We start from the raw sequence: 22,952 nt of genomic DNA, 5'->3' as shown, positions 1-22,952 counted from the left end.
CAAGGGAACTTCCGCGGTTACACGCATGAAACAAATTAATGTCGTTAAACAGCAGCAGGTGTTTCGTCAGACCCTGCTTCGGGCGGTGATAAACGACTTGATTGGCTGGCCTTTTGTTTATGGGCGCCAGCAGCGAATAAACCAACTCCAGTTAACGTTGCTGCTACGCCCATCGTCGCTAAGGCAATGCCTGCTGCTCCAAAGGTAGCGACATTTAACACGGTAAATGCAATAGCGATAGCGCTTATTCCCACAGCGGCTATAAACCCTCCTAATATCATCATGCTAATATTACTTAGCAAAGGGGGATAATGTTTGGCTATTTCTTGAGCTATTTCGTGATGGTTATTACGCTGAGCTAGTTGAAGCGCGGTTTCGCCACATTTACTCCGCACATTTAAAACCTCGCTATTGCAATGCGGGCTTGCAAGAAGACTTGCACGAATGGCGCGCAAAGCTTCAGTTTGTCTTTCGCAGATCACGTGCATCAACGCAGTAATGCCATATTGATCTTGCGCCTTTAAAACCTTGCTATTGCAATGCGGGCTTGCAAGAATGGCGTTCACGGCTTCAGTATCTCTGCGCTGAGCCGCCTGTATCAACGCGGTATAGCCACCTTTATCTTGCGCCTTTAAAACCTCGCTATTGCAATGCGGGCTTCCAAGAATTGCTTTTACTGCTTCAGTATCTCCGCGCCGAGCCGCCAGTATCAACGCGGTATCGCGATTTTTGTTCTGCGCATTTAAAACCTCGCTATCACAATGCGGGCTTGCAAGAATGGCCTTCACGGCTTCAGTATCTCTGCGCTGAGCCGCCAGTATCAACGCGGTATCGTCAGAATTGTTCTGCGCCTTTAAAGCGTCGTTATCACAATGCGGGCTTGCAAGAATGGCTTTCACGGCTTCTGTACGTCCTTCGCGAGCCGCCCATATCAATGCGGTATCGTCAGAATTGTTCTGCGCCTTTAAAGCGTCGTTATCACAATGCGGGCTTGCAAGAATGGCTTTCACGGCTTCTGTACGTTCGAGCCGAGCCGCCAATATCAACGCGGTATCGCCAGAATTGTTCTGTGCCTTTAAAACCTCGCTATTGCAATGCTTACTTGTAAGAACGGCGTTCACGGCTTCAGTATGTCCGCGCCGGGCCGCCAATATCAATGCGGTATCGCCATAATTGTTCTGCGCCTTTAAAACCTCGCTATTGCAATGCTTACTTGTAAGAATGGCGTTCACGGCTTCAGTTTGTCCTGCGCCGGCCGCCAATATCAACGCGGTATCGCCAGAATTGTTCTGTGCCTTTAAAACCTCGCTATTGCAATGCTTACTTGTAAGAATGGCGTTCACGGCTTCAGTTTGTCCTGCGCCGGCCGCCAATATCAACACGGTATAGCCATAATTGTTCGGTGCCTTTAAAACCTCGCTATTGCAATGCTTGCTTGTAAGAATGGCGTTCACGGCTTCAGTTTGTCCTTTGCCGGCCGCCAATATCAACGCGGTATCGCCATAATTGGCCTGCGCCTTTAAAACCTCGCTATTGCAATGTTGGCTTTCAAGAATGGCTTTTACTACTTCAGTACGTCCGTTCAGAGCCGCCAATATCAACGCGGTATTGCCGAATCTATTCTGTGCCTTTAAAACCTCACTATTGCAATGCGGGCTTGCAAGAATGGCGCTCATGGCTTCTGTATGACTTTCGCAGGCCAACATCAACGCGGTAGTGCCACATTTGTCCTGCGCCTTTAAAGCCTCGCTATTGCAATGCGGGCTTGCAAGAATGGCTTTTACTGCTTCTGTATGTCCACTAAAGGTCGCCCATATCAACGCGGTAAAGTTATTTTTATCCTGTGCCTTTAAAACCTCGCTATTGCAATGTTGGCTTGCAAGAATGGCGTTCACGGCTTCTGTATGTCCGCGCCGGGCCGCCGATATCAACGCGGTATCGCCAGAATTGTTCTGCGCCTTTAAAATCACGCTATTGCAATGCGGGCTTGTAAGAATGGCGTTCACGGCTTCTGTATGCCCGTACTTGGCCGCCAATATCAACGCGGTATCGCCATTTTCATTCTGCGCCTTTAAAACCTCACTATTGCAGTGCTGGCTTGCAAGAATGGCGTTCACGGCTTCTGTGTGCCCAAACCCGGCCGCCAGCATCAACGCAGTATTGCCATCTTTATCCCATGCCTTTAAATCATCCGCTGAATTAACTTTTTTAAGATAAAGCGCGAGCGTTAATTTTGACCGTGGGCGGCATTCAAATAATTTGGCAATAGCAATTGCCGGGGCATCGCTTGCAATCAGTGGCAAGTGGCAATCTTCAAGATGTATCGCCTCGCAACTGGCAGGGTTTGCGTTAATGGGTAATAAGCAGTCAATAAAGCGCGCGTTATCTAAATTCACACCGAAGAAATCATGACCTCTTAGGTCCATATGTTGAAAGCTTATCCCTTGAAGGTTTAAGTTCGCGGTCACTCCTTGAAGCAGGGCTTCTTCTACTAGTAAGGGAAGCAGTGCAAGGTCTTGTTGGCCAATTTGACCCTCCTTATTTTGCGCAACCCCGCCCATCAAAGCGATAATCTGTTGATTAGTAAGTTGACTTAACCATAGCGCCTGGTGAGGATTATTTTCTGCCATAATGGCTTGTTGGCTTTTAAAATAAGCAAGATAAAAGCATTGCGCAGGGAAGGCTAATTGTTCTTCCTGAAGGTTATTTTTAAGAAAATTACTGATGTCTATCGCCGCGCCTTCAGACGTTTTTTGCTGAAACCATTGTGTAATAAACTCTTTTGCAAAGGCTACCTTCTCATCAGAGCTAGGACTATAACCATGGGCGTCAAGCAGCTTACTAAAGGCTTCATTTTCTTTTAAATACTCAGCCAGGCATTGAATGCCCTGATTCATTATCTCTTGTGCCGGTTTCTCTTCAAAAAATATCTTCTTATCCAGCTCTTCTTTTTCATAAGCCATCATTAAAGCAGATAGCTGATGGCTTATTTTATGGCATGAAAGCGGATAGGAAGGATAATCCCCACGTATGGCTTCAATCGTAGCTGCAATTTGTTCTTCCGCAATATTTTCACCATCTAACGTGCGCTCAAGGGTCTCTGCTCGCGCTTCAATAAACGCATGGTATGTTTCTTTATCTTTCTCTTCCTGGCCATAGTCTTCAAACGAGAAAAAACGCACTAAGGCCAAATGATGCTCGGGCTCTTCTTGTAATAACTCGCCCAGCGCCTCGCCTAGGACGCGAATGGTAACGATATTTGCCGCATCGCCTGTTAGCTTTACGTCCGCGGGAAAGGCATCAACTAAACGATGTAGCGATGCCAGTGATGAGCCCAAACGATGGCAAGCGCCACCGGCGCAACTGTGGCGGCCTTGGCCATAAGCTGTAGCGTTATCATAAAGCGTATTTAAAAGCGCTACTTTTCTTGCTTCAAGGCGCAAAACGCCATCTTTATCGTTGCTGTCTTCAGGAAGTAGGCGTTCTTCTTTTTCATTGGCAGCTAGCCAGACGAGACTAGTCAACTGTGCAAGAGTGAGACTAAATTCATCTTTCGTGTCATGTTGACCGTTTCTAAAACTAAATTGCCCCGGCGTATTAAAACAATAACTCAGCCCTTCTTTCATTTGTCTCGCTTTATCAGCGCGTAGGCTCGGGTGGTTTTCAATAAAGGAGGTTATTTCTTTAAAAGTCTTTTGGCATACTTCTTCATCAAGCGCAAAACCTTTGCCCTCAATGTAATGCTCGTACAGTTGAATGGTGTTTTTGCGGGCAAGTTGACTAATCCTGGCATCATGGACATTTTGAGCGTCATCAGCCAGTGCGGCAAGGCCTGCTTGTGCTTGAGGGCGGGTTAGGAGCTGATATTGGTTTTCATCCGCTGTTACTATTCTTAAAACATCGTCTAGCGCGTTTTCCTGATTGTGCGCAACTATGTATTGCCGCGGCGTTAGGCCGGCAAGCGGTTGCGTGGGGTTAATAAGAGGCGTGCCGTCTCCTTTGATATAATCAAGCAGGCACTTAATCACCTCATAAGATACGGATTTGCCTTTGGGGGGCATCAAAGCCCACCAAAGTGCTGATGCGCCGTTGGGGCTAATCGATGCGTAATTTAATTCCTGATGTTCAGCAATAAACGCTGTCAACGCAGCGACGTCTTGATTATCAATTAATTCTCTAAGTTGAGTAAGCATGGGAGTTTATCGCTTTAAAATTGGCTATTGTGTGCAATTATACATCAATAATATAGGTAATCAAAATAACTTTGATGTTGGAGCAAATAACAAGGAAGTATTGATAAATCGGAGCTATTCAACACTTAGGGTTTGTTTTGCTTTTCCTGGCATAGTAAATTCAATAACGCACCTGTGATTTACTTTCTAGTAGCAATCTAGGGAGGTATCTGTTGTTTATCTAAACTAAAGCAATCTAGAGGTCTTAATGCATGGAAGTAGCTCACTGATTCATTGATAATCCATAGTTTTTCCGTCAAGAAAATGACATGGAGCCAGGAATAAATATCAATGAGTTGGTCGGTATTTTAAAAGGTTATTTTTTATGGAACAAGTCACGGATGGAGTGCTTTGCGCTGGGAAATAGAAACGCTTTTTTATGCCTCAAACGACGTGGATTTAATGTTGAGGATACACGGGTAACACAACCTGAGCGCATTGAAAAATTACTGGTATTTTTGAGTATTGCTCCAACGACATGCTCAGTGACATGAAATAGTCCAACAATAAGGAAGAAAGTTGCCAATTAAACAGCCCGCCATTTATATCATGGCGAATAGACGCAATGGCACAATTTACACCGGTGTGACCTGTGATTTAATAAAACGAGTACATGAACATCAATAGGCGGACGTCCCTGGGTTTACTCAACAATATGGCTGTAACTATCTTGTCTATTATGAGCTTATAGAAGACATGGTCAGTGCTATAGCTAGAGAAAAGCGACTAAAAGGTGGCTCAAGAAAAAAGAAGTTGGCTTTGATTGAAAAGGTTAACCCTTATTGGGAGGGTTTTTATGAAACACTGATGTCGTCATTCACTACCTCAAAGCCTCTAGATTGCTTCGTCGCTGCGCTCCTCGCAACGACGTTTTCAAAAATCGTACCGTGCGGAGATGAAGACGTTATGAATATTGTCTTGGTTCGGTCGTTTGAGTACAATTGTTCTGCCAGTTTCAATTTGTTCGATTTGATAAGTATCCTTCAAATTGTCCTAGTGCACCTTAAAAATTAGAACCGAAGCCCTTGATTTGATCTAATCCTTCCCTGTCAGATCGATTTTTGTAACTACATCTATAGCTAGTTTTTATAGGTGCAAATTGGATTTGTACATGGCTGAAGCAGCTAATAGAACCCCAAAATAATACCTACCAGAATCAATAAACCACCTGTTTTTTTTAAGAATCGCGTCATAAAATTGTGCTGCTGGTGATTTAATATTATCTGATACCTTTTTGGCAAAATTACAACTAACTGCTGCTACCAAGCCATGATGGTCAATAACTTCTGTTGTGATATCTCATACCTGTTGCAACTGCAACCTGTATTCCTTGTGTAAAAAAAATTGCAAAGATATCAATTCTCTAGCTAATAGAGCTAGCTGATCAAAAATTTCGCGGGGATTTGGGTGAAAACAAAACTTATTGTTTAATTGTTGCTTTAGATTCTGAATATCAAAATGCGCTCTTTTTGCTTAGTAAAAGCATATCGTTGATAATTATCGTGCTACCTTGTTCAAGTATCACTGATTATGGCTTCTTTGTTAAAACCAGAAACACTTAATTTAATTATCAACCAGGCTTATCTCTGGCTTTGTAAAGCATCTGCTCACCGAGGCGCCAATAGTGATTGCTGGCATGTGCGACATCATAAAAAAACGCTCTTGCCAGAGATTGCAGCCGCTCTTAAGCGAATGGATTATGTATTTTCTCCAAGAACCCAGTATCGTATGCCGGATGAAACCTTGAGTCTTTATTGCAGCCAAGATAGCTTGTTGTTGAAAGCGATGGGACTTATCCTCTCGGACTTTCTTAAGGTTAATAAACTATTAAGCCCGCATTGCTATCACGTGAAAGACCATGGTGGATTAAAGGTCGCCGTGAATCATACGAGGAAAAACCTTAAACATTATCGCTTCGTTTTTAAAAGTGACATCAAGGGGTTTTATGAGCACATCCATCATGAGACGTTATATGAGGACTTATTGACTTTGACGGGCGACCGGCCTTTCACTTCACTCATCATCAAAACCTTAAAGTCCCAAGTACTTGGGGCGGACTTTATTATGACCATGAAAAGGGATTACCAAGAGGATCACCCCTTTCTCCATTATTAGGAGCAGTCGCACTTCATCGGCTGGACCAAGCTATGAGCAAAATAAAAGGCGTTTTTTATGCTCGCTACATGGACGATTGGGTCGTGCTTTGTAAAACAAGAACCAGTTTAAAAAAAGTCATTCGATGTACTTACCAGATACTGGATGAATTGCGCTTAACCCTTCATCCCGATAAAACCTGGATAGGTAAAATAGAAAAAGGGTTTGATTTTCTGGGTTATCATTTCAGACCAGAACAATTAACCCTCGTAAAAGTCACTTTGAATAAAGCAATCGCCAAATTACGACAGCTTTTTGAGCAAGGGGCGAATAGCAGTCGCCTCTATGCGTATTGGCAACGGTTTATCCAATGGGCAAAAGCTGCTTGTGATCCTCATCTACCAGTAAAACTGATTGTGAATCCGATCCCAGAAATGCATTTCGCCCAATGGACAAGCTGATTTTCTAACCAAAAACTCTAGATGTCGTCAAGCGGGCGACGCCGACCAGACCCAGCTGTGCATCATCTTATTACCGCAGACCGCTGCTGCGAGTGCGTGGCCCAACCCGGGGCCTACTGCGGTAGGCGGGAGCCCAATTGGACGGTCGTGCCTCTTTTCAAATAGGCCGCTTCTTTCTGATCACCGCTGTGCACATAACACCGAATCTGTTTTCCGTCCTTCGTCACCAAAGTTACCATCGCACTCTTATCACTATTTTCTGCGGCAAATGCGAATGAACAAGCCAGGCCTAACGACATGGCCGTTGGAATCAGTAGTAATTTTTTAATATTCATCGTACTCTCCTAAATAAATGTTGCGGCTCCTGATAAAAATCAAACCACGATTAAATTATAGACCCGTTCTTCAATTGGTATCGGCCTGCCTCATATATTTTCGAGACTTAAGCTGCTTAATGGATAATTCTTTTTTATAAACGTTAAGAAGTTATAAATTTTTGATGGTTTGCAAATACATTTTATTTTCCACCGAAAACCAGGCAATGTCCCTAAAGTTTTTTTTGTAATCTTCTCACTCTTAATTTGCGCACAGATGTTTCAGTTTACTTCGATCTGCCCCCTCTCCCGCGCTAGGAGTTTGAGTCGTATGATAATGTCTGTGTGACCGGCACATAGGTAACAAAGATGCCTGGTCACATCGGTAACACTAATTTATCATAATTTATTTACTTTGAGAGTTTTCTCATCAAATATGGCCAACGGCAAAAAAGAGAAGTGCATAAGCCATTCCGTTTCGCTATGAGCTTTCATTCCGATTGTTTCGCCAATAAGCGTTTCAGAAACAAAAAGCTCTTTCCCTCGCCATTTCATAGTGCCATTCGTTCTAATTTTTCTGGTTATATCAAAATCATTACTGTATTCAACATTCGGTATTTTGGATGGAAACTCACGAGTGGATTGTGTGTATACCAGTAATCTTTCAAAATGCGTGTTTTTAGGCGCCTTTATTTTTTGTCCTGCCGCATTTTAAAAAGCGAGTAATGGCTCATTCCCTTGCGAGTTTTTTAAAATGCGGCAGGGCGAAAAAGAAAAAGCATAAATCACGCATTTTGAAAGATTACGGGTATATANTTGTACTGCGGTGGTGAAGCTGTTTCTTTTTTAAGTGTAAGATGCATTCGTTCATGGCGGCCATTTTCTTCAGGATGGCCTTTGCGTATACGCTCAGGAACAATGCCTAATTTGATTAACCAAACAGACAACTCCGATAATCCCGCTACAGCATGACTTGCAAACGGAACGCCATTATCACTTCTAAGAGCTAAAGGTAACCCATACGCAACGAATAAATTAGTAAGCGTTTGTTTTACTTCTGCGCCAGAAATTCGTCCAGAACCTTCAATAGCTAGCAAGTAACGACTGAAATTATCAGTCACTGTCAACGGATAGCATCATTGCTTATCACCTAGTAAAAACTGGCCTTTATAATCAATGCTCCATGAATCATTGGATTGACCACATAAAACAAACGGTTGTGTATAAGGCGCTACGCTTCTTTTTCTTTTAGCTCGAGTTACTAAGCCATGGCGCCTTAATAGGTCATCAATAGTACTTTTTGCCGGCCATAATATACCCGTAATCTTTCAAAATGCGTGTTTTTAGGCGCCTTTATTTTTTGTCCTGCCGCATTTTAAAAAGCGAGTAATGGCTCATTCCCTTGCGAGTTTTTTAAAATGCGGCAGGGCGAAAAAGAAAAAGCATAAATCACGCATTTTGAAAGATTACGGGTATATATCGCTTCTTTCCTGTTGCAACCAATTTTTTATCTTTTTAGAGCCCCAATTTGGGTAGTGGCTTTTTACAGCAAGGATGCTCTGTTCAATATGGCTCGCCATTCTGTTTGCTTGAACATGGGGCGCTTTTGAGCGCTCTTTAAGGCCATCAACTCCTTCCTCTTTGTATCGATTAATACATTTATAGCCCGTTTTACTACTGATATTGAAACGTTCACATAATTCAATAAATGTAGCCTCTTCATTATTGAGGTACGCTGAAATAAATTTAATTTTTTCGTTCATAGGTTCAGTCTCTATCCAAGGCATCACAAACACTCCTAGCTATTTGTCTGGATGTAGATTAACTGTTACCTATGTGTCCGGTCATATTTGTTACCGATGTGACCGGGTCGGACCTAAGACTCAAACTCCTAGCGCGGGAGAGGGGGCAGATCGAAGTAAACTGAAACATCTGTGCGCAAATTAAGAGTGAGAAGATTGCAAAAAACTTTAGGAGCGTTGCCTATTTTTTCTGAAATAATTTGTTATTTATATTGTTACCCGAAAACATACTTCCGATAAGTTGGTGGCTCTAATTTAAAATCAAACGCATATTGTGGGCCTAATAAAGCGACGCTATAACATTACGTAATTTTGTGGATAATCCGAATTTGTTTTAATTGTGATTCGGTTATTTGATCATGAAATAAAATCAATTTTTTCTTGGAGTATAAGCTGGTGAATGTGATCACTGTAAAAAATCCTGAGTCAAAGGATAGTTCCAACCGCTCGAATTTATACGATCTATTTTTATAGTCACGAAGAACCCAACCGTTTTTATTGTGTTCAATCTGATCAATTGTTTCTTCAGAAAATTGACCTTTGTACAGTATGATGAGGATAAGCGTTGTAAGGCCGACTAATAAAAAAGCAACAATATTAGTAATAAATAAAGATTGACTAAAAATAATTATTGTAAGCCCAGCCAATGCTTTACGTAGCTTGTTAAAGTCTTTAGATGGCTTAAGCTTTATTCGCAAATTTGATAAGGCTAACAATCTCTCTTAACTCCATGTTAGAAATAGGCTCATCCGTCATTAGCCAATAATAAAGTTCTGGGTCTTGTAATTCGAGTAACGTTTCAAATGAACGCAGTTGATCTTCAGATAACGTCTCTAATCTATGTTCCACAAATCGATTAAGGATTAAATCGAGTTCCAGCATTCCTCTGCGGCAATTCCATTTAATTTTAGCTGTTCGGTGAGGAGAGATCATAAAAAAAAGTATTAACAAATATAGATGCAATGCTACACTATGCGCACTAAATCAGCAATTGCTAAACGCCATGACAACCAATACTTACGTACTCAACGACCGACCTTATTCCTTATATACCTCGCTTGAGCAAGCGTTGCAATTTGACCCAACTAAAAACTATTTGTTTGATTTATCCTACCTTGGAATGATTCAACTCCAAGGTGATAATAGTCAAGCCTTTTTGCAAGGTCAGCTTACTACTGACGTGGCGAGCGTTCAGCCTACCCAGATGAAACCAGGAGCGCTCTGTAATATCAAAGGCCGTATCTTAGCGCTAGTAGATGTGCTGCAATGGAACGGACTGAAACTCATTTTACCTGAAGATATGGTAGAAGCGACCCTAACGAATTTGGCGAAAACCGCCATGTTTTCAAGAATCAAGCTCTCTCAAAAACCTATGCCGCACGTATTAGGATTTTACTGTCAAAATCCTAATGATCTAATGCCATCAACGATTTCTTTGCCAGAAAGCCTATATCACGTAAATCAAACTGAAGCGATTTGCATTTACACTATTGGCCCAAAGTTGCATATTATTTTATTAGACGATTTTAATATGGACTCAATTAAACAGCCTTTTATCGCACGGAACCAATGGAAAGGCAGTTTGGCTTGGCATAAACTGCAATTGCTTAATGAGATGTATGAACTTTATCCTGTATCGCGAGGTTTGTTTTTACCGCATCGGCTAGAGTTACATAACACCGAACGAATAAGTTTTAATAAGGGTTGTTATCTTGGGCAAGAAATTATTGCGCGCACGCATTATCGAGCTAAATTAAAGCATGAGATGAAATTATTTATTATTTCTAGCGCCCAAACGCTTCGATCGGGCTTGAAATTAATATCCACAGATGAACCATCCATAGAAGTTGGAGAATTAGTGGATTTTTGTCCTATCGGAAAAGACAAAGTGTTAATTGCAGCATCGGTATTAAAAGACAACCTTCCTGCACACTGCTTCATTGAGGGGCATGATAAAGAAGTTGCTCTAGTTCCGTTAGATGATTAAAAAATTAAGCCATTCTTATTCGGGGAGCATACTTTGCAATACCTGATCTCTATCCCAGAAATAATGCTTTAACGCTCCAGCAATGTGTAAAATCAGAAGTCCGATTAACACCCAAGCAAGAATACCATGGGTTTGATTCATAAATTTTGCCAAAGATTGGTTGGGAGCTATTGGTAAAGGAGCCTTAAAAAGCCCAAAGAATACTGGGGTTTTATCGGCTGCAGCAGACATGATCCAACCAGAAAGAGGCATTGCAAATAAAAAAAGATAAAAGCTATATTGAACTAGACGTGAAAACGCTTTCTCCCAAAATGGGACGGTGTTAGGTAAACTCGGCTTTCCTGATTTAATAATCCAACTGACTCGAAGAATCATCAGCATTAGTACTGTGATTCCAAAGGATTTATGCATCATATAAGCTATAGGTTGAATCGTCTTGGGCAGGTCATCCAGAAAGAATCCAAAACAAAGCATAAAGGTAACTATAACTGCGATTAACCAATGAAAAAACTTTGATCCAGATGAATACTGAGCCATAGACTTCATTTTTATGCTCTCCTTGAACAACTCAATTTAAATCTACGGTCATATTAGGAGATTTAACACCTATTCTGCAAGAGCCCTATTCAATTAATTTTCTGTATTACCTTAACCGTAACCCAGGATTTCAATCTTGCCAGACTCATCCCGGATTACGCCTTTGGCGTAATCCGGCTACAAAACTGTAAAATTAATACACATAAAAACCTACTCGTTGGCTTCGTGAACAATCTAATTGTTATCCGCTAGCTGAGACTGCACGGTGGTTTGAGTTAAATCTAACAGTTCACGTGTTGCGACGAAAAACATTGTGTAATTTAATGTTGAACTTGAACGTAGATTACCTAACACATGCCGCCATCTCTCAATTAACGAAGCGTGTTTTTCAGACCAACTATTAAAGCACTTGAAAAAGTCTTTTTTACAACCATTTAGCTGGATAATTCCATAGGTTAATTGCCGTTGCTGCCAATCCAAATCATCACGCAATGCTTCTCGGGATAAAGCCTCCCAATGATTATCGGTAGGATGAATAATCACTTGCGTTCTGATCCAAGCCAACTCAAGATATTCACCGATATTAAAATAGATTTCAGCCACCTTAGATATTTTTACTTTGAATTCATGCGCAATATCAATAATATCTAACGCTGCAAACATACCACGAGTGATGGTTAGCTCATGAGCGAGCTCTTTATTAATTCCCATCGCTAAATATACATTTAAATGCTCTTCATATTTTACACGATGAGTTGCACCGAAGACTTCTGGCATCGCTTTTTTAAGCTCTTTAACTCCAGGGGCACATAATTCAACGGTTTTACTGATATCCAGTCTTTTACGTTGATTCCGCAAAAACCATCGAGCCATCCGTCGTAGCAACCGAACATACATGAGCATTATTTCAGCCTGTGCATCCGCTGAAATTTTATTTTCAAGCGTATCAATTTGTTTCCATACGGAGTCCATATCCATCACTGCTCTTGCGATCATGAACGATCGAACAATCGCTGAAATAGGAGCCCCAGTTTCATCTTGCATACGAAACACAAATGTAAATCCCATTTCATTGATAATAGTGTTACTTAAGCTCGTAGCAATAATTTCGCGTTTCAAGGGATGGGATTGCATTTGTTCACTAAATCGCTCACGCAATGGAATTGGGAAAGAACGTATTAAAGCAAAATTTAAAAAACTATCCTCTGGAACATCTGAAGCCAAAATGGCTTCTTTTAGAAGAATTTTACTATAGCAAAATAAAACAGCCATGCCGGGACTACTTAAACCACGTCCCGCCAGCTTACGCTCCATTAATACTTTTTCCTCAGGTAAAAACTCAAGGCTTCTATCAATTTTTCCTGTACGTTCTAATTCATTGATATAGCGAGAGTGTAGTTCAATGGAACGAACCGACTGCGCTTCCATCATACTTAAAGCGCGAGTTTGTGCATTATTCTCACGTAAAACCAAGCGAGATACTTCGTCAGTCATCTCAACTAAGAGTTCATTTCGCTGTTTTTCAGTCAGATCACCTGCTCGTACTATCATGTCTAACAAGATTTTAATATTGACTTCTTTGTCTGAGCAGCTCACTCCCCCTGAATTATCAATAAAGTCGGTATAAATTAATCCACCATTTAATGAATATTCAACGCGCGCCAACTGAGTAAGTCCAAGATTTCCGCCCTCTCCTACGACTTTACAATTTAACTGCTTTGCATTAACTCGAATGGCGTCATTCGTTCTATCACCGACTTCCTGATTGGTTTCTGTTCTGGCTTTAACAAACGTTCCAATCCCTGCGCTCCAGAGTAAATCCACTTTCGCTTGTAAAATCATGCGGATGAGCTCGTTTGGCTCAACGGAGGTTTGCTTAATACCCAGCAAGTCTCGGATTTCTTTAGTAAGGGGTATTGATTTAGCAGAACGATTAAAAACACCGCCACCTTTTGAGATTTGTTTTTTATCATAATCAGCCCACGTAGAACGAGGAAGATTAAATAAACGCTCGCGTTCTTTGTAGCTTGTCTTGGGTTCTGGATCCGGGTCAATGAAAATATGCATATGGTTAAAGGCCGCGACTAATTTAATATGTTTTGATAACAACATGCCATTACCAAACACATCGCCAGCCATATCCCCAATGCCAACTACGGTAAAATCAGTGGTTTGAATATCAACACCGATTTCATAAAAGTGGCGTTTAACAGACTCCCAAGCCCCTTTAGCCGTGATCCCCATTTTTTTATGGTCATAGCCAATTGAACCACCAGAAGCAAACGCGTCTCCTAACCAAAAGCCATACCGCTGCGATAGCTCATTCGCAATATCTGAAAAAGTAGCCGTTCCTTTATCTGCCGCTACAACAAGATAAGGATCATCCTCATCGTAACAAACCACGTTATCGGGTTTTACAATGGCCCCCTGTATGTAGTTATCGGTAATATCGAGAAGTCCTCGAATAAATAAACGATAACAATTAATTCCTTCTTCTAAAATTTCCTCACGCGTTCCATTGACTGGGAGTTGTTTTGCAACGAATCCGCCTTTAGCGCCACTGGGAACGATGATTGCGTTTTTAACTTGTTGCGCTTTCATCAACCCCAAAATTTCTGTGCGAAAATCTTCTTTACGATCCGACCAGCGAATCCCCCCCCGCGCGACTCGACCACATCTTAAATGAACGCCTTCTAATCTTGGTGAATAGACAAATATTTCAAACATGGGGTGTGGTCGTGGAACACCGGCTATGGTTTTACTATTCAGTTTGATTGAAATATATGATTTAGGCTGTCCTTCTTCATCCAACTGATAAAAATTGGTTCGTAGCGTAGAGGTGATGGCTTGTACGTATTGACGAATAATCTTATCTTCGTCCAGATTTTCGACTGAATCTAAATCCGTTAATATTTCCGCAACTAACGAATGCATCTGTTTTTCGCGGTGTTCGATTTCTTCAGGCGAGAAATGCAGTTCAAAAAGCCGAACCAATTTTTTAGCTAATTGAGCATTATTATTGAGTGCGGAGATAATATAATCTTGGCTAAACGTAATTCCTATTTGCTTGAAATACTTAGCGTAGGTTCGAAGCACTGAGACTTGGCGCCAATCTAAGCTAGCTCCCAGCACGAGCTGATTAAACCCATCGTTTTCAGCATCATTAAACCAGATATGAGTGAACGCTTTTTGGAACAATTCCCGAATTTCATCGAAATTAAATACAGAACCGTTGGTGTATTGCAAAATAAAATCATTAATCCAAGCGACCTTCCCTTTGCCAAATTTAAGTGCATATGGCCGCTCGGTGATCGCTCTCATCCCAAGGTTTTCAATAATAGGAAGCACATCAGAAATTGCAATAGTGGTATCGTGCTGATACATTTTCAAACGAAATGTATCCGATGAGTTATCTAAAGGACGATAAAAATTCATACCTAAGGGATGCTCATCAGACAGCTGCTCAATATGCTTGATATCAAAAACCGCTGTTCTTGGTGTGAAATTGGTTTTATAGACGGCTGGAAAAGCATTTTTATAAGTGGAATAAACTTGATTGGCTTTTTCTTCTCCAAAGGCGTCCTTTAAATTTTGATGAAGATCATCCGTCCAAGACCGTCCAATTTCGATGAGTTGCTGTTCAACTTCTTTAAAATTGATATTAGGCGTTTCCTGAGGATCAATCCGTATAATGAAATGAATTCTTGCTAAGACTGACTCAGAAAAATGCGTTGAAAAAGTAACTTCTTTTGCATGAAAGGCGTCGCTAAGCACATCTTGCATTTCTTGTCGCAACTCTGTATTGAAACGATCTCTTGGTACATACACCAAACAAGAAATAAAACGACGATATACATCTGTACGTGCAAACATACGGATGCGACGTCGTTCTTGCATATGAAATATACCCATTCCAATTTCTAGGAGCTCATCTTCGGAAGCTTGAATTAAGTCATCACGAGGAAGCGTTTCAAGAATATTGAGCAAGACTTTACCGGCATGACTGCGGGGGTGAAGCATTGAGTTTTTCATAATTTGCGCAACTTTATGACGCAAAAATGGAATATGCTTGGGGTTGGTGTTATACGCTGCTGAAGTATATAAACCAATGATTCTTCGCTCACCAATCACTTTGCCTTTTTTATCAAAGCGTTTGACGCCAATGTAATCGGTATAAGCATCGCGATGAACCGTAGACAATGTATTGGTTTTTGACATCACCAGAATACGCGACGACAAAGTCAGTTCGCGTGCCTCTGGAGTCATTGCAGAAATACTGCGTACTGACGATTTACTTAACCCCTGACTTAAGACGCCTAAGCCAGTATCTGGAATTGCTTGTAAAATGGTTTCTTTACCTTTTTGTACAATTTCATAATCACGAACACCAAGAAAGGTGAAATGATGATCTTCAATCCAATTGAGAAACGCTTTTGTTTCTTCAACCTCAGCCGGATCAAGCGATTTAGGCGCATGGTCTAATTCATGAATAATATCTCGAACGCGCTCGCGCATAGCCATCCAATCTTCAACGGTTAATCGATTATCTTCTAATACACGTTCTAAATGTTTATAAAGCTCGTCAAGAATTTGAGGGTCAGTTTGACGATCAATTTCCATATAAATTAACGCGGTGTCATCGGTTTTCTTTGCACGCTTTGCACTGGGAGCAACAATCGCTTTAATTTCATTTTGGTCATTACGCTCAACTTGTAATGCACCCAAGTGAATGATCAAATGCGAGGATAATCCCATACGATTTACCGCCATGCGGACGGAATCAACCAAAAAGGGCATGTCATCAGAAATGATTTCAATCACAGTGTGGGTTGTTTGCCAGCCATGCCGTTCAAAATCGGGATTATAAACGCGTATTTTGATTTCCCCAGGCTCGCGACTTTGAAGAAGATGCCAATAACTAATCGCGGCTCCATACAAATCATCAGAGGACCATTCCTGCAAATCTTCTAAAGCGACGGTGCCAAAAAACTGCAAGAAAAATTCAGAGCAAAGCTTTGCTTGCTGCCCATTCATTTTGGATTTAATTTTTTTAACGACCGTGTTTAAAATCTGATCTTTACCCTCTTCAAATTTGTATGACATTCAAAAACCCCAATCGGTATTGATATAAATTGACACGAATTATCCCAAAAAAAGCAGTTGAGCTTGTAGCGAGCAAGTTAAGAGTGCTGAAGATGTTGGCTTTTTTTAATATTTTTTGTGAAGGCAGTAGTCACACCACTACGGTGAGCAAAAAATATTAAAAAAAGCCAACAGATTCGTGCTATTAGCTTGCGTAGTAGGGCTTAACTGCTTTTTCTAGGATTATACACCTATCGTACATGGATTTCATCAATGAGCGGAACCTAAACGTGTGAAAATAACTCAAAACCTATTGTTCGTGCTTAAGCAAACTTAAACGATTATTCAATATAAACGCTTGCATCCGTCTGAACCCAGTTTGCAAGTTGAATGATGTCCTTATTTCTCATGCGAATGCATCCTTTTGAGCCTGGTTGACCAAGTATGGTGTTGTCTGGAGTGCCATGAAGGTATATATAACGTTCTAGGCTATCAACCTCACCGCCTTTATTGCGACCTGGTTCCATACCATCTAACTGAATAATTCGGGTTAAAATCCAATCTCTATCGGGATAAGTTTGACCTAATTCAGAAGAATAGATTTCGCCTGTCCATTCCCGTGCAACAAAAACGCTGTTTTCCGCATGGCGAAGGCCAATAATGCTATGAACCCGATGCCAACCGCGAGGCGTACAATAACTATTCTTAAGCTCGCCCATGCCATTTTTTCCTGTAGATACCAGATAGCTTCGCCATAATCGATCGTCTTCATAACACGCCATCGTTTGACGTTTGGAATCGACTACAATTAGTTGTTTATTACTCATAAGTTATTTAATACTCACGGTTTTAACATTTACAAATTCCATGATTCCTTCTTTGGATAATTCGCGTCCGAAGCCCGAGTGATTGATTCCTCCAAAGGGCACACGCGGGTCAGAGGCCACATACGCGTTCACAAAACAGCTTCCAACATGAATATCATAAGTCGCGATTTTTTCACCGCGCTCAATATCGCGCGTGAACACCGCAGCGCCCAAACCAAATCGGCTTTGATTGGCTAATTGTATGGCATGTTGCTCATTATCAGCCACAATGATAGCAACAACTGGGCCAAATAACTCATCATCAAAGGCCGGCATGCCTGGTTTTACGTGCGTTAAAACCGTAGGAGGATAATAAAATCCCTTTCTCTCTGGAATTTCGCCGCCATAAAGTACTTTGGCCCCTTTTTTCTGACTGTCTAACACTTGCTGATGTACGGTATCTCTTAAGTCTTCTCGTGCCATTGGTCCAAAATTCGTATCTGGATCCAGGGGGTCACCTATGGAATATTGTTTTACTCGTTCCATAATTTTATTTGTTAACTCATCCACGCAGTCTTCAACCACAATCGTTCGTTTGGCTGCAATGCAAACTTGTCCTGAATTATTCATTCGTGATGTGACAATAGAGTCCGCGGCTAAATCTAAATCGGCATCACTTAATACCACGTAGGGATCGTTGCCCCCTAACTCCAAGACAACTTTTTTTAGATGCCCTGCGGCTTCTGCCCCCACCGTGCATCCAGCATGTTCGCTACCGGTTAAAGTGACCCCTTTAATTTTATCCTGAGCAATCACATATGCCGCCAGTTCATTATCCAGTACAAAATGTTGAAACAAATGTTCGGGAAAACCGGCCTCGAGAAATAACTTGGCAATTCTTATACCAGTTCCCATGCAGATGGGCGCATGTTTTAAAATGGCGGCATTCCCAGCCATGATGTTGGGGGCGGCAAAGCGAAAGACCTGCCAGAAAGGAAAGTTCCAGGGCATGATAGCAAACAGCACACCCAGTGGTTGATAGCAAACTTTGGTTTTGTGCATTTCAGTCTGAATCAATCGCGGTTCGAGATAGTGCTCCCCTTCATCAGCAAAATGTTCACAAACCCAAGCACACTTTTCAATCTCACCTTTGCCTGCGGAAATAGGCTTTCCCATTTCAGTGGCCATGAGTTTTGCTAATTCATCTTGTTGATTACGCAATAGCCCCGCCATCGCAAGCATTCGTTCCCGCCGTTGCTCAAACGTCGTGGTACGCCACGCTTTAAAACTAATGTCTGCAGCATCAATATAGGCATTGATTTGGTCTTTGGTATAGGTGGTATAGGTTTGAGTGACAGCTTCCGTTGCTGGATTAATGGCCTGAAGTTGCATCATGAAACTCCTTGTTGTTATTATTTTTTAGTTTAGACAAGTTTTAGAAGTTTGGGGTAAAAGAAATGAATTTGGCGGTAGATAACCATTCGGTTTTGATCGAGTGGTTATCTACTTTCAGAAGATTAAAGAAATACTATATCAATGAACAATCATTTGCTGGTTGGTCTTCAAAATTCAAAGATTTACCATCCTTAGCAACACGGAACACCAATGCTTCTGTACAAGCTTTTTCTAGTTTCTCTACAATATCCTGAGTGCGACTAAAGAAAACGCCAGCGAAAACGTCCTTTCGTTTCTCATGAATACTCACTAACAAAGTTCTATATTCATCAATGCTGAACTCGTGAGTATCATCATGAAAACATTTGAGTAACTTCTGCAATGCCTCTAATTTTGCCTCTCTTGCTCTTCGCCCAAAGAAAGAAAAGAATCCTGTTGATTTGTCTTCAATCCGCTTAATATTTTCTTCGGCTTTAGCACGTAATGTTTGGAGCTCACTCGGCAAGTTGGACTGCAATTCACGTTGTTTTTCAAGTAATCTTTCTTGGCGAGATTGCTGCAACTGCACCCCTTCCTCCAACCAAGAAGAATCATTTAATTCGCCATCAGCTGCTCCAAGAAATTTAAGCATTCCTAGGGGAGTTTCATGCATAGGAATTGAGTTTTGAGATTGAAAGGCTTTCTTCAAGCCATAATGGTTAAATGACATTGGTGCAGCATCCTTATCAAACTCAGAGGACTTTAGAACATAGCCATTAAATAAACACTTAGCAATTTCAACGGGTCCAGTCGTACATACTACGATAGACTTCATGTACAACGAACGCTCTTTTTTCATGAGGTACTTTAAAACTTCATCATCACTTTTAGCGAGGACCGCTTTTATTTCACGATATTCTTTATTGAAAAAGAACCATTTGATTACGCCTAATGAGTCTGAGAGATTTTTTCTAAGTCTTTTTACAACTAATTCTTTAGTATCATCCTTTCCTTTTCTACGAAACTTCCAAAAACTGTCAGGATCCTTGGTCACATTATTTATAAATTGGCGAAGTTCTCTAGATGACATAGGAGGGTTTTTGGATGTATTTACTCCGCTATTGAACTGCCGCGATTTTTCGATGTACTCGGATTCGGCTCGATTTTTCATATAGCTAGAGATTCGGCTATATAAAAAACTATCCCCACCTAATTTCTTAGTAGCGCTTTCAATAAAGTCGGAGTCATATTCATTTAATCGATCTAAAATCCCTTTTTGGACCTTTTCAATTTGTTCCTTCCCAGCCTCACCATCCACAATAGCGATGTAGTCGTTATTCGATATAATAAGTTCGTTATTACCTAATTTTAAGCTTCCAATATTTAATAGCAACGGAGAATCGACCTGGACGAGCTTTGGTAAACTAGAGGTATCAACCGGGACATCAAAGTCGGTATAGGTGCCTAAGCTATAGACAGGTTTTATCCAACGTAAAATATCACTCGCTACAGCTAAATTACCGCCTTCATTTAAATGTTGAATTTCGTCCTTATATGCAGCAAAAAGTTGCCGCTCCTGTACAGTCATTTCATCCGTGGAAAAGTCTTCGATGTCAACTGGCTTAATGTCGTTCTCTTTACAAAACTTGTCCAAATCTTGAAGCGCTTGTTCATTTAACAAAGAAGAATCATAGACAAGATTTATTTCATCCTTAGGATTTTTTACCCGCATTTCAATAAGCCGCATCTGATTTTCAAAGTTCATGAAAATAGCGGGGTTTTTGCTCAACCATATTTTAATATGTTTGTGGGGATCATATTCGTATTGGACGGTCATTACCTTAAACTCCTTAAGCATTCAGTTGGGATATTATAACGAAAGAAAAATTAAGAGAATATTAAGCGCAAAAAGGTTTTAATTAAGACATGATGAGGATCATTTAATTATACCTAACCACCACCAAGTCATAGTGGTAGCTTGTCATCTCATAAAGGCAGGAGATCCATGCGCAATAAGTGCATTATAGTAGTCTTAGTGTTCGATTCCTAGGCAACGTGGGAATGGCAAAATCAAAACAGGGAAACTCCAGTTAATCTTCTCTTAATAAATCGATTATATAATGTCCACTCTGCATTTCAAATACTCTTTTACGGATAAGGAAGCTATGAGTCAAGTAAAAAATTTTAAATTAAAGCCCGAAAATAATTATTTCGAACTCTCTAAATCTCGACCAAGTGCCCGGCAGATGTTATTTAATCTATTGAAAGCCCCATTTTCAATACCATTTTGGACGGTTTCTTTTTTATTAGCCCGTATTGTAACCATTCTTGCTTTAGATCCTAGTGATGTTAAACGACAACGCCCAGTTCATTTAGTCGTGATGTCCGATAAAGAAAGCGAGGCTTTACTTACATCGGACAACAATAATCAGGATAACTTTATTGCCGATGAAAACGACTTGGTCATAGTCAATCTGGCCAAACATGAATCGCATAAGATATTTAAAGATTATTTGTTGAAATTTAATAATGCAGTAATGAAACTTCCATTTTTAAATTCAATCAAACGAAGAACGCTTCGTTTTGACAATCCAAAGCATAAAGCTCACATTGATTCGATGCTCAATGAAATTGATTTGTTGGTTCAAGGAAAATCTACCGCATTGAAGTGCAAACATAGGAAGTTTAGTTGGAATCAAATTCATTTTAAAGGACGTGAACTGTTGGATGCACCTCTACTCGAGTATTTTTTTAATCGGTTAAAAGAAAAGTATGGAACTGAAGCGCTGGAAACCAAACGAACCCACAATCTTCAGTTTTTCACGTTAAAAACAACAGACGGTGCGGTTTTAGATTCCGCAGAGATTATTGCTGCCGGTGAAGAAACAAAACCGATGAGTCAAAGAACATTTGTTATTACCTGCTTACCTAGAGAACGTAATTTCACGCATTGGATTAAAGACATGAATTACTCCGCTCAACACATTGGTTGCACAATGGTAAGCTTTAATTACCGAGGAGTTGATTATAGTAAAGGAATGGTTTGGACTCATGAAAACATGGTTAACGATGTTATTGCGCAAGTTCAGCGACTCATTGAACTTGGAGCAAAGCCAGAAAATATTGGAATTGAAGGTCTGTGCCTCGGGGGAGTAACCGCAACTATAGCCGCTGCGAAATTACATGAAGACGGCTACAAAGTTAAGCTTTACAATGAACGCTCGTTTCGTTCTATGCCACGGTTTTTATCTGGATATATACTCCCACATTCGGATAGTAGTTTAAAAAATCCAGTGACCTGGTTAAAATATTTTGTTGCAGGTTTAATGTACGTTCTTCTCGCGCCCGTCCTTTGGTTGGCAGGCTGGAGAACCGATGCTGCCAGCGCTTGGGAAAAAATTCCGCCTGAAGATAAAAACTATTCGGTTGTTCGTATGAGTAAGGACTCGCGAAGCTTCGAAGAAACAGATGGAATTATCCATGATAGTTGGGCGTCTATGGCTTCAAAATTTGATGAAGATCGAAACGCAGTTTTAACTAAAGAGAAGCTAGGCAAGTCTCTAAATCCTGATGAGAGTGCTTTATTAGCGGATAATCCAGAACATCATTATTTCAAGCCCGCTCCAAATTCAGGCGATGATCATAATGAAAAAGCGAAACAGTATGGAAAAGTCCCTCACTTCCTCCCACGTCGCAAGCTAGTTCCGCTAGAAGAAAATCAATCACACCCTACTACTTGCCATGATCATATGGCAGAATTCTTTAAAACAAAACTCGGCATGTCTGCCGCGGGTTAAACGGGTATACACTTCAGGTTCTGTGATGATAGGTTCTAACTTATAGTCCTATCATCATCCTGAAGCAGTGCCATCTCCTTTCTTATCTCACATTTATACACGTCATCGTTCAAAATGTGCGGCTTTAGGCACCTTTCTTTTCCGCCCTGCCGCATTTTAAAAAACTCGCAAGGGAATGAGCCATTATTCGCTTTTTAAAATGCTGCAGGGTGAAAAAGAAAAAATATAAACCATGCATTTTGAAAGATCACAGGTATATCTATAAAATTTATCTCTGTACATGACAAAAAACCTGTCATGCCCGCGCAGGCGGGCAACCATCCCTCCAAATAATCCAATGCCCAAATCAAGCCACTGGGGGTTGTTTTGCTCGATAAGGTTTATTTTCCATTGTCGGTTCCACTTCTTGATGCGTTTTTCTCTGGTTATTGCTTCGTAGACATCAGAATGAATTTCATAATAAACC

At 40.9% G+C, this 22,952-nt stretch carries 15 protein-coding genes and 3 pseudogenes; 6 read left to right on the top strand and 12 right to left on the bottom strand.

The genetic code is table 11. From position 1 onward, the window contains the following. Positions 1-44: 44 nt before the first annotated feature. Positions 45-4,193 (bottom strand): ankyrin repeat domain-containing protein, encoded by a 4,149-nt coding sequence (locus tag E1O47_RS00085; protein ID WP_133129237.1) that lies wholly within the window; start codon positions 4,191-4,193, stop codon positions 45-47. A gap of 387 nt (positions 4,194-4,580) precedes the next feature. Here E1O47_RS00085 and E1O47_RS00080 point away from each other — a divergent pair. The 4 genes and pseudogenes from E1O47_RS00080 to E1O47_RS00070 all read left to right on the top strand — a co-directional run. Beyond that, a pseudogene (locus E1O47_RS00080) lies at positions 4,581-4,702 on the top strand (transposase); the annotation flags it as partial. 49 nt (positions 4,703-4,751) lie between these two features. Continuing rightward, positions 4,752-5,042, top strand: a pseudogene (locus E1O47_RS00075) (GIY-YIG nuclease family protein); the annotation flags it as partial. A 720-nt stretch (positions 5,043-5,762) separates the two neighbouring features. Continuing rightward, positions 5,763-6,347, top strand: a complete 585-nt coding sequence (locus E1O47_RS12455) for an RNA-dependent RNA polymerase family protein (protein WP_242601939.1) — start codon at positions 5,763-5,765, stop codon at positions 6,345-6,347. Positions 6,348-6,355: 8 nt separating this feature from the next. Next, positions 6,356-6,787 (top strand): annotated as a pseudogene (locus E1O47_RS00070) (reverse transcriptase domain-containing protein); the annotation flags it as partial. 113 nt (positions 6,788-6,900) lie between these two features. Here the strand turns inward: E1O47_RS00070 and E1O47_RS00065 are convergent. The 5 genes from E1O47_RS00065 to E1O47_RS00045 all read right to left on the bottom strand — a co-directional run bounded on the left by E1O47_RS00065 (position 6,901) and on the right by E1O47_RS00045 (position 9,785). Then, entirely contained in the window at positions 6,901-7,122 is a 222-nt protein-coding gene (locus E1O47_RS00065) for a hypothetical protein (protein ID WP_133129235.1), read from the bottom strand. 764 nt (positions 7,123-7,886) lie between these two features. Then, the gene (locus E1O47_RS00060; RefSeq protein ID WP_133129234.1) at positions 7,887-8,228 is read right to left on the bottom strand and encodes a DDE-type integrase/transposase/recombinase; all 342 of its coding nucleotides are present in this window, start codon (positions 8,226-8,228) and stop codon (positions 7,887-7,889) included. A gap of 339 nt (positions 8,229-8,567) precedes the next feature. Beyond that, positions 8,568-8,888, bottom strand: a complete 321-nt coding sequence (locus E1O47_RS00055) for a helix-turn-helix domain-containing protein (protein ID WP_133129233.1) — start codon at positions 8,886-8,888, stop codon at positions 8,568-8,570. A gap of 317 nt (positions 8,889-9,205) precedes the next feature. Next, entirely contained in the window at positions 9,206-9,619 is a 414-nt protein-coding gene (locus E1O47_RS00050; RefSeq protein WP_133129232.1) for a hypothetical protein, read from the bottom strand. Next, positions 9,585-9,785, bottom strand: coding sequence for a succinate dehydrogenase assembly factor 2 (locus E1O47_RS00045; RefSeq protein WP_242601938.1), 201 nt, complete (start codon positions 9,783-9,785; stop codon positions 9,585-9,587). The genes E1O47_RS00050 and E1O47_RS00045 overlap by 35 nt, the downstream gene beginning before the upstream one ends. Before the next feature lie 121 nt (positions 9,786-9,906). Here E1O47_RS00045 and ygfZ point away from each other — a divergent pair, with 121 nt between their 5' ends. Then, a complete protein-coding gene (gene ygfZ, locus E1O47_RS00040; RefSeq protein ID WP_133129231.1) occupies positions 9,907-10,890 on the top strand; it encodes a CAF17-like 4Fe-4S cluster assembly/insertion protein YgfZ in 984 nt (327 codons plus the stop codon). Positions 10,891-10,905: 15 nt separating this feature from the next. Here the strand turns inward: ygfZ and E1O47_RS00035 are convergent, their stop codons facing one another. The 5 genes from E1O47_RS00035 to E1O47_RS00015 all read right to left on the bottom strand — a co-directional run bounded on the left by E1O47_RS00035 (position 10,906) and on the right by E1O47_RS00015 (position 20,526). Continuing rightward, a complete protein-coding gene (locus tag E1O47_RS00035) occupies positions 10,906-11,436 on the bottom strand; it encodes a cytochrome b (RefSeq protein ID WP_242601936.1) in 531 nt (176 codons plus the stop codon). Positions 11,437-11,661: 225 nt separating this feature from the next. Then, on the bottom strand, positions 11,662-16,530 hold the full coding sequence (locus E1O47_RS00030) for an NAD-glutamate dehydrogenase (protein ID WP_133129230.1): 4,869 nt from the start codon (positions 16,528-16,530) through the stop codon (positions 11,662-11,664). 320 nt (positions 16,531-16,850) lie between these two features. After that, positions 16,851-17,336, bottom strand: coding sequence for a L,D-transpeptidase (locus E1O47_RS00025; RefSeq protein ID WP_133129229.1), 486 nt, complete (start codon positions 17,334-17,336; stop codon positions 16,851-16,853). Between the two features lie 3 nt (positions 17,337-17,339). After that, positions 17,340-18,707, bottom strand: a complete 1,368-nt coding sequence (locus E1O47_RS00020) for an NAD-dependent succinate-semialdehyde dehydrogenase (RefSeq protein ID WP_133129357.1) — start codon at positions 18,705-18,707, stop codon at positions 17,340-17,342. A 136-nt stretch (positions 18,708-18,843) separates the two neighbouring features. Continuing rightward, positions 18,844-20,526, bottom strand: coding sequence for a glycosyltransferase family 88 protein (locus E1O47_RS00015; protein WP_165474994.1), 1,683 nt, complete (start codon positions 20,524-20,526; stop codon positions 18,844-18,846). Between the two features lie 328 nt (positions 20,527-20,854). On the opposite strand from E1O47_RS00015, the gene E1O47_RS00010 reads away from it, so the two are divergent. Then, positions 20,855-22,486, top strand: a complete 1,632-nt coding sequence (locus tag E1O47_RS00010; RefSeq protein WP_133129227.1) for an alpha/beta hydrolase family protein — start codon at positions 20,855-20,857, stop codon at positions 22,484-22,486. A 183-nt stretch (positions 22,487-22,669) separates the two neighbouring features. Here the strand turns inward: E1O47_RS00010 and E1O47_RS12645 are convergent. Then, positions 22,670-22,952: GIY-YIG nuclease family protein (locus tag E1O47_RS12645; RefSeq protein WP_479724347.1), on the bottom strand; the 283-nt coding region annotated here is incomplete at its 5' end.

Origin of the sequence: Legionella yabuuchiae (assembly GCF_900640115.1) — a bacterium.
Taxonomy (GTDB): domain Bacteria; phylum Pseudomonadota; class Gammaproteobacteria; order Legionellales; family Legionellaceae; genus Legionella_A; species Legionella_A yabuuchiae.
Note: the sequence above shows the minus strand (reverse complement) of the source record. Positions and strands in the feature narration are given on the sequence as shown.

Excerpts from the sequence above, each read along its gene's own strand:
- E1O47_RS00085 (WP_133129237.1), bottom strand. The coding sequence starts at position 4,193 with ATGCTTACTCAACTTAGAGAATTAATTGATAATCAAGACGTCGCTGCG.
- E1O47_RS12455 (WP_242601939.1), top strand. The coding sequence starts at position 5,763 with ATGGCTTCTTTGTTAAAACCAGAAACACTTAATTTAATTATCAACCAG.
- E1O47_RS00065 (WP_133129235.1), bottom strand. The coding sequence starts at position 7,122 with ATGAATATTAAAAAATTACTACTGATTCCAACGGCCATGTCGTTAGGC.
- E1O47_RS00055 (WP_133129233.1), bottom strand. The coding sequence starts at position 8,888 with ATGCCTTGGATAGAGACTGAACCTATGAACGAAAAAATTAAATTTATT.
- E1O47_RS00045 (WP_242601938.1), bottom strand. The coding sequence starts at position 9,785 with ATGCTGGAACTCGATTTAATCCTTAATCGATTTGTGGAACATAGATTA.
- ygfZ (WP_133129231.1), top strand. The coding sequence starts at position 9,907 with ATGACAACCAATACTTACGTACTCAACGACCGACCTTATTCCTTATAT.
- E1O47_RS00035 (WP_242601936.1), bottom strand. The coding sequence starts at position 11,436 with ATGAAGTCTATGGCTCAGTATTCATCTGGATCAAAGTTTTTTCATTGG.
- E1O47_RS00030 (WP_133129230.1), bottom strand. The coding sequence starts at position 16,530 with ATGTCATACAAATTTGAAGAGGGTAAAGATCAGATTTTAAACACGGTC.
- E1O47_RS00025 (WP_133129229.1), bottom strand. The coding sequence starts at position 17,336 with ATGAGTAATAAACAACTAATTGTAGTCGATTCCAAACGTCAAACGATG.
- E1O47_RS00020 (WP_133129357.1), bottom strand. The coding sequence starts at position 18,707 with ATGCAACTTCAGGCCATTAATCCAGCAACGGAAGCTGTCACTCAAACC.
- E1O47_RS00015 (WP_165474994.1), bottom strand. The coding sequence starts at position 20,526 with ATGACCGTCCAATACGAATATGATCCCCACAAACATATTAAAATATGG.
- E1O47_RS00010 (WP_133129227.1), top strand. The coding sequence starts at position 20,855 with ATGAGTCAAGTAAAAAATTTTAAATTAAAGCCCGAAAATAATTATTTC.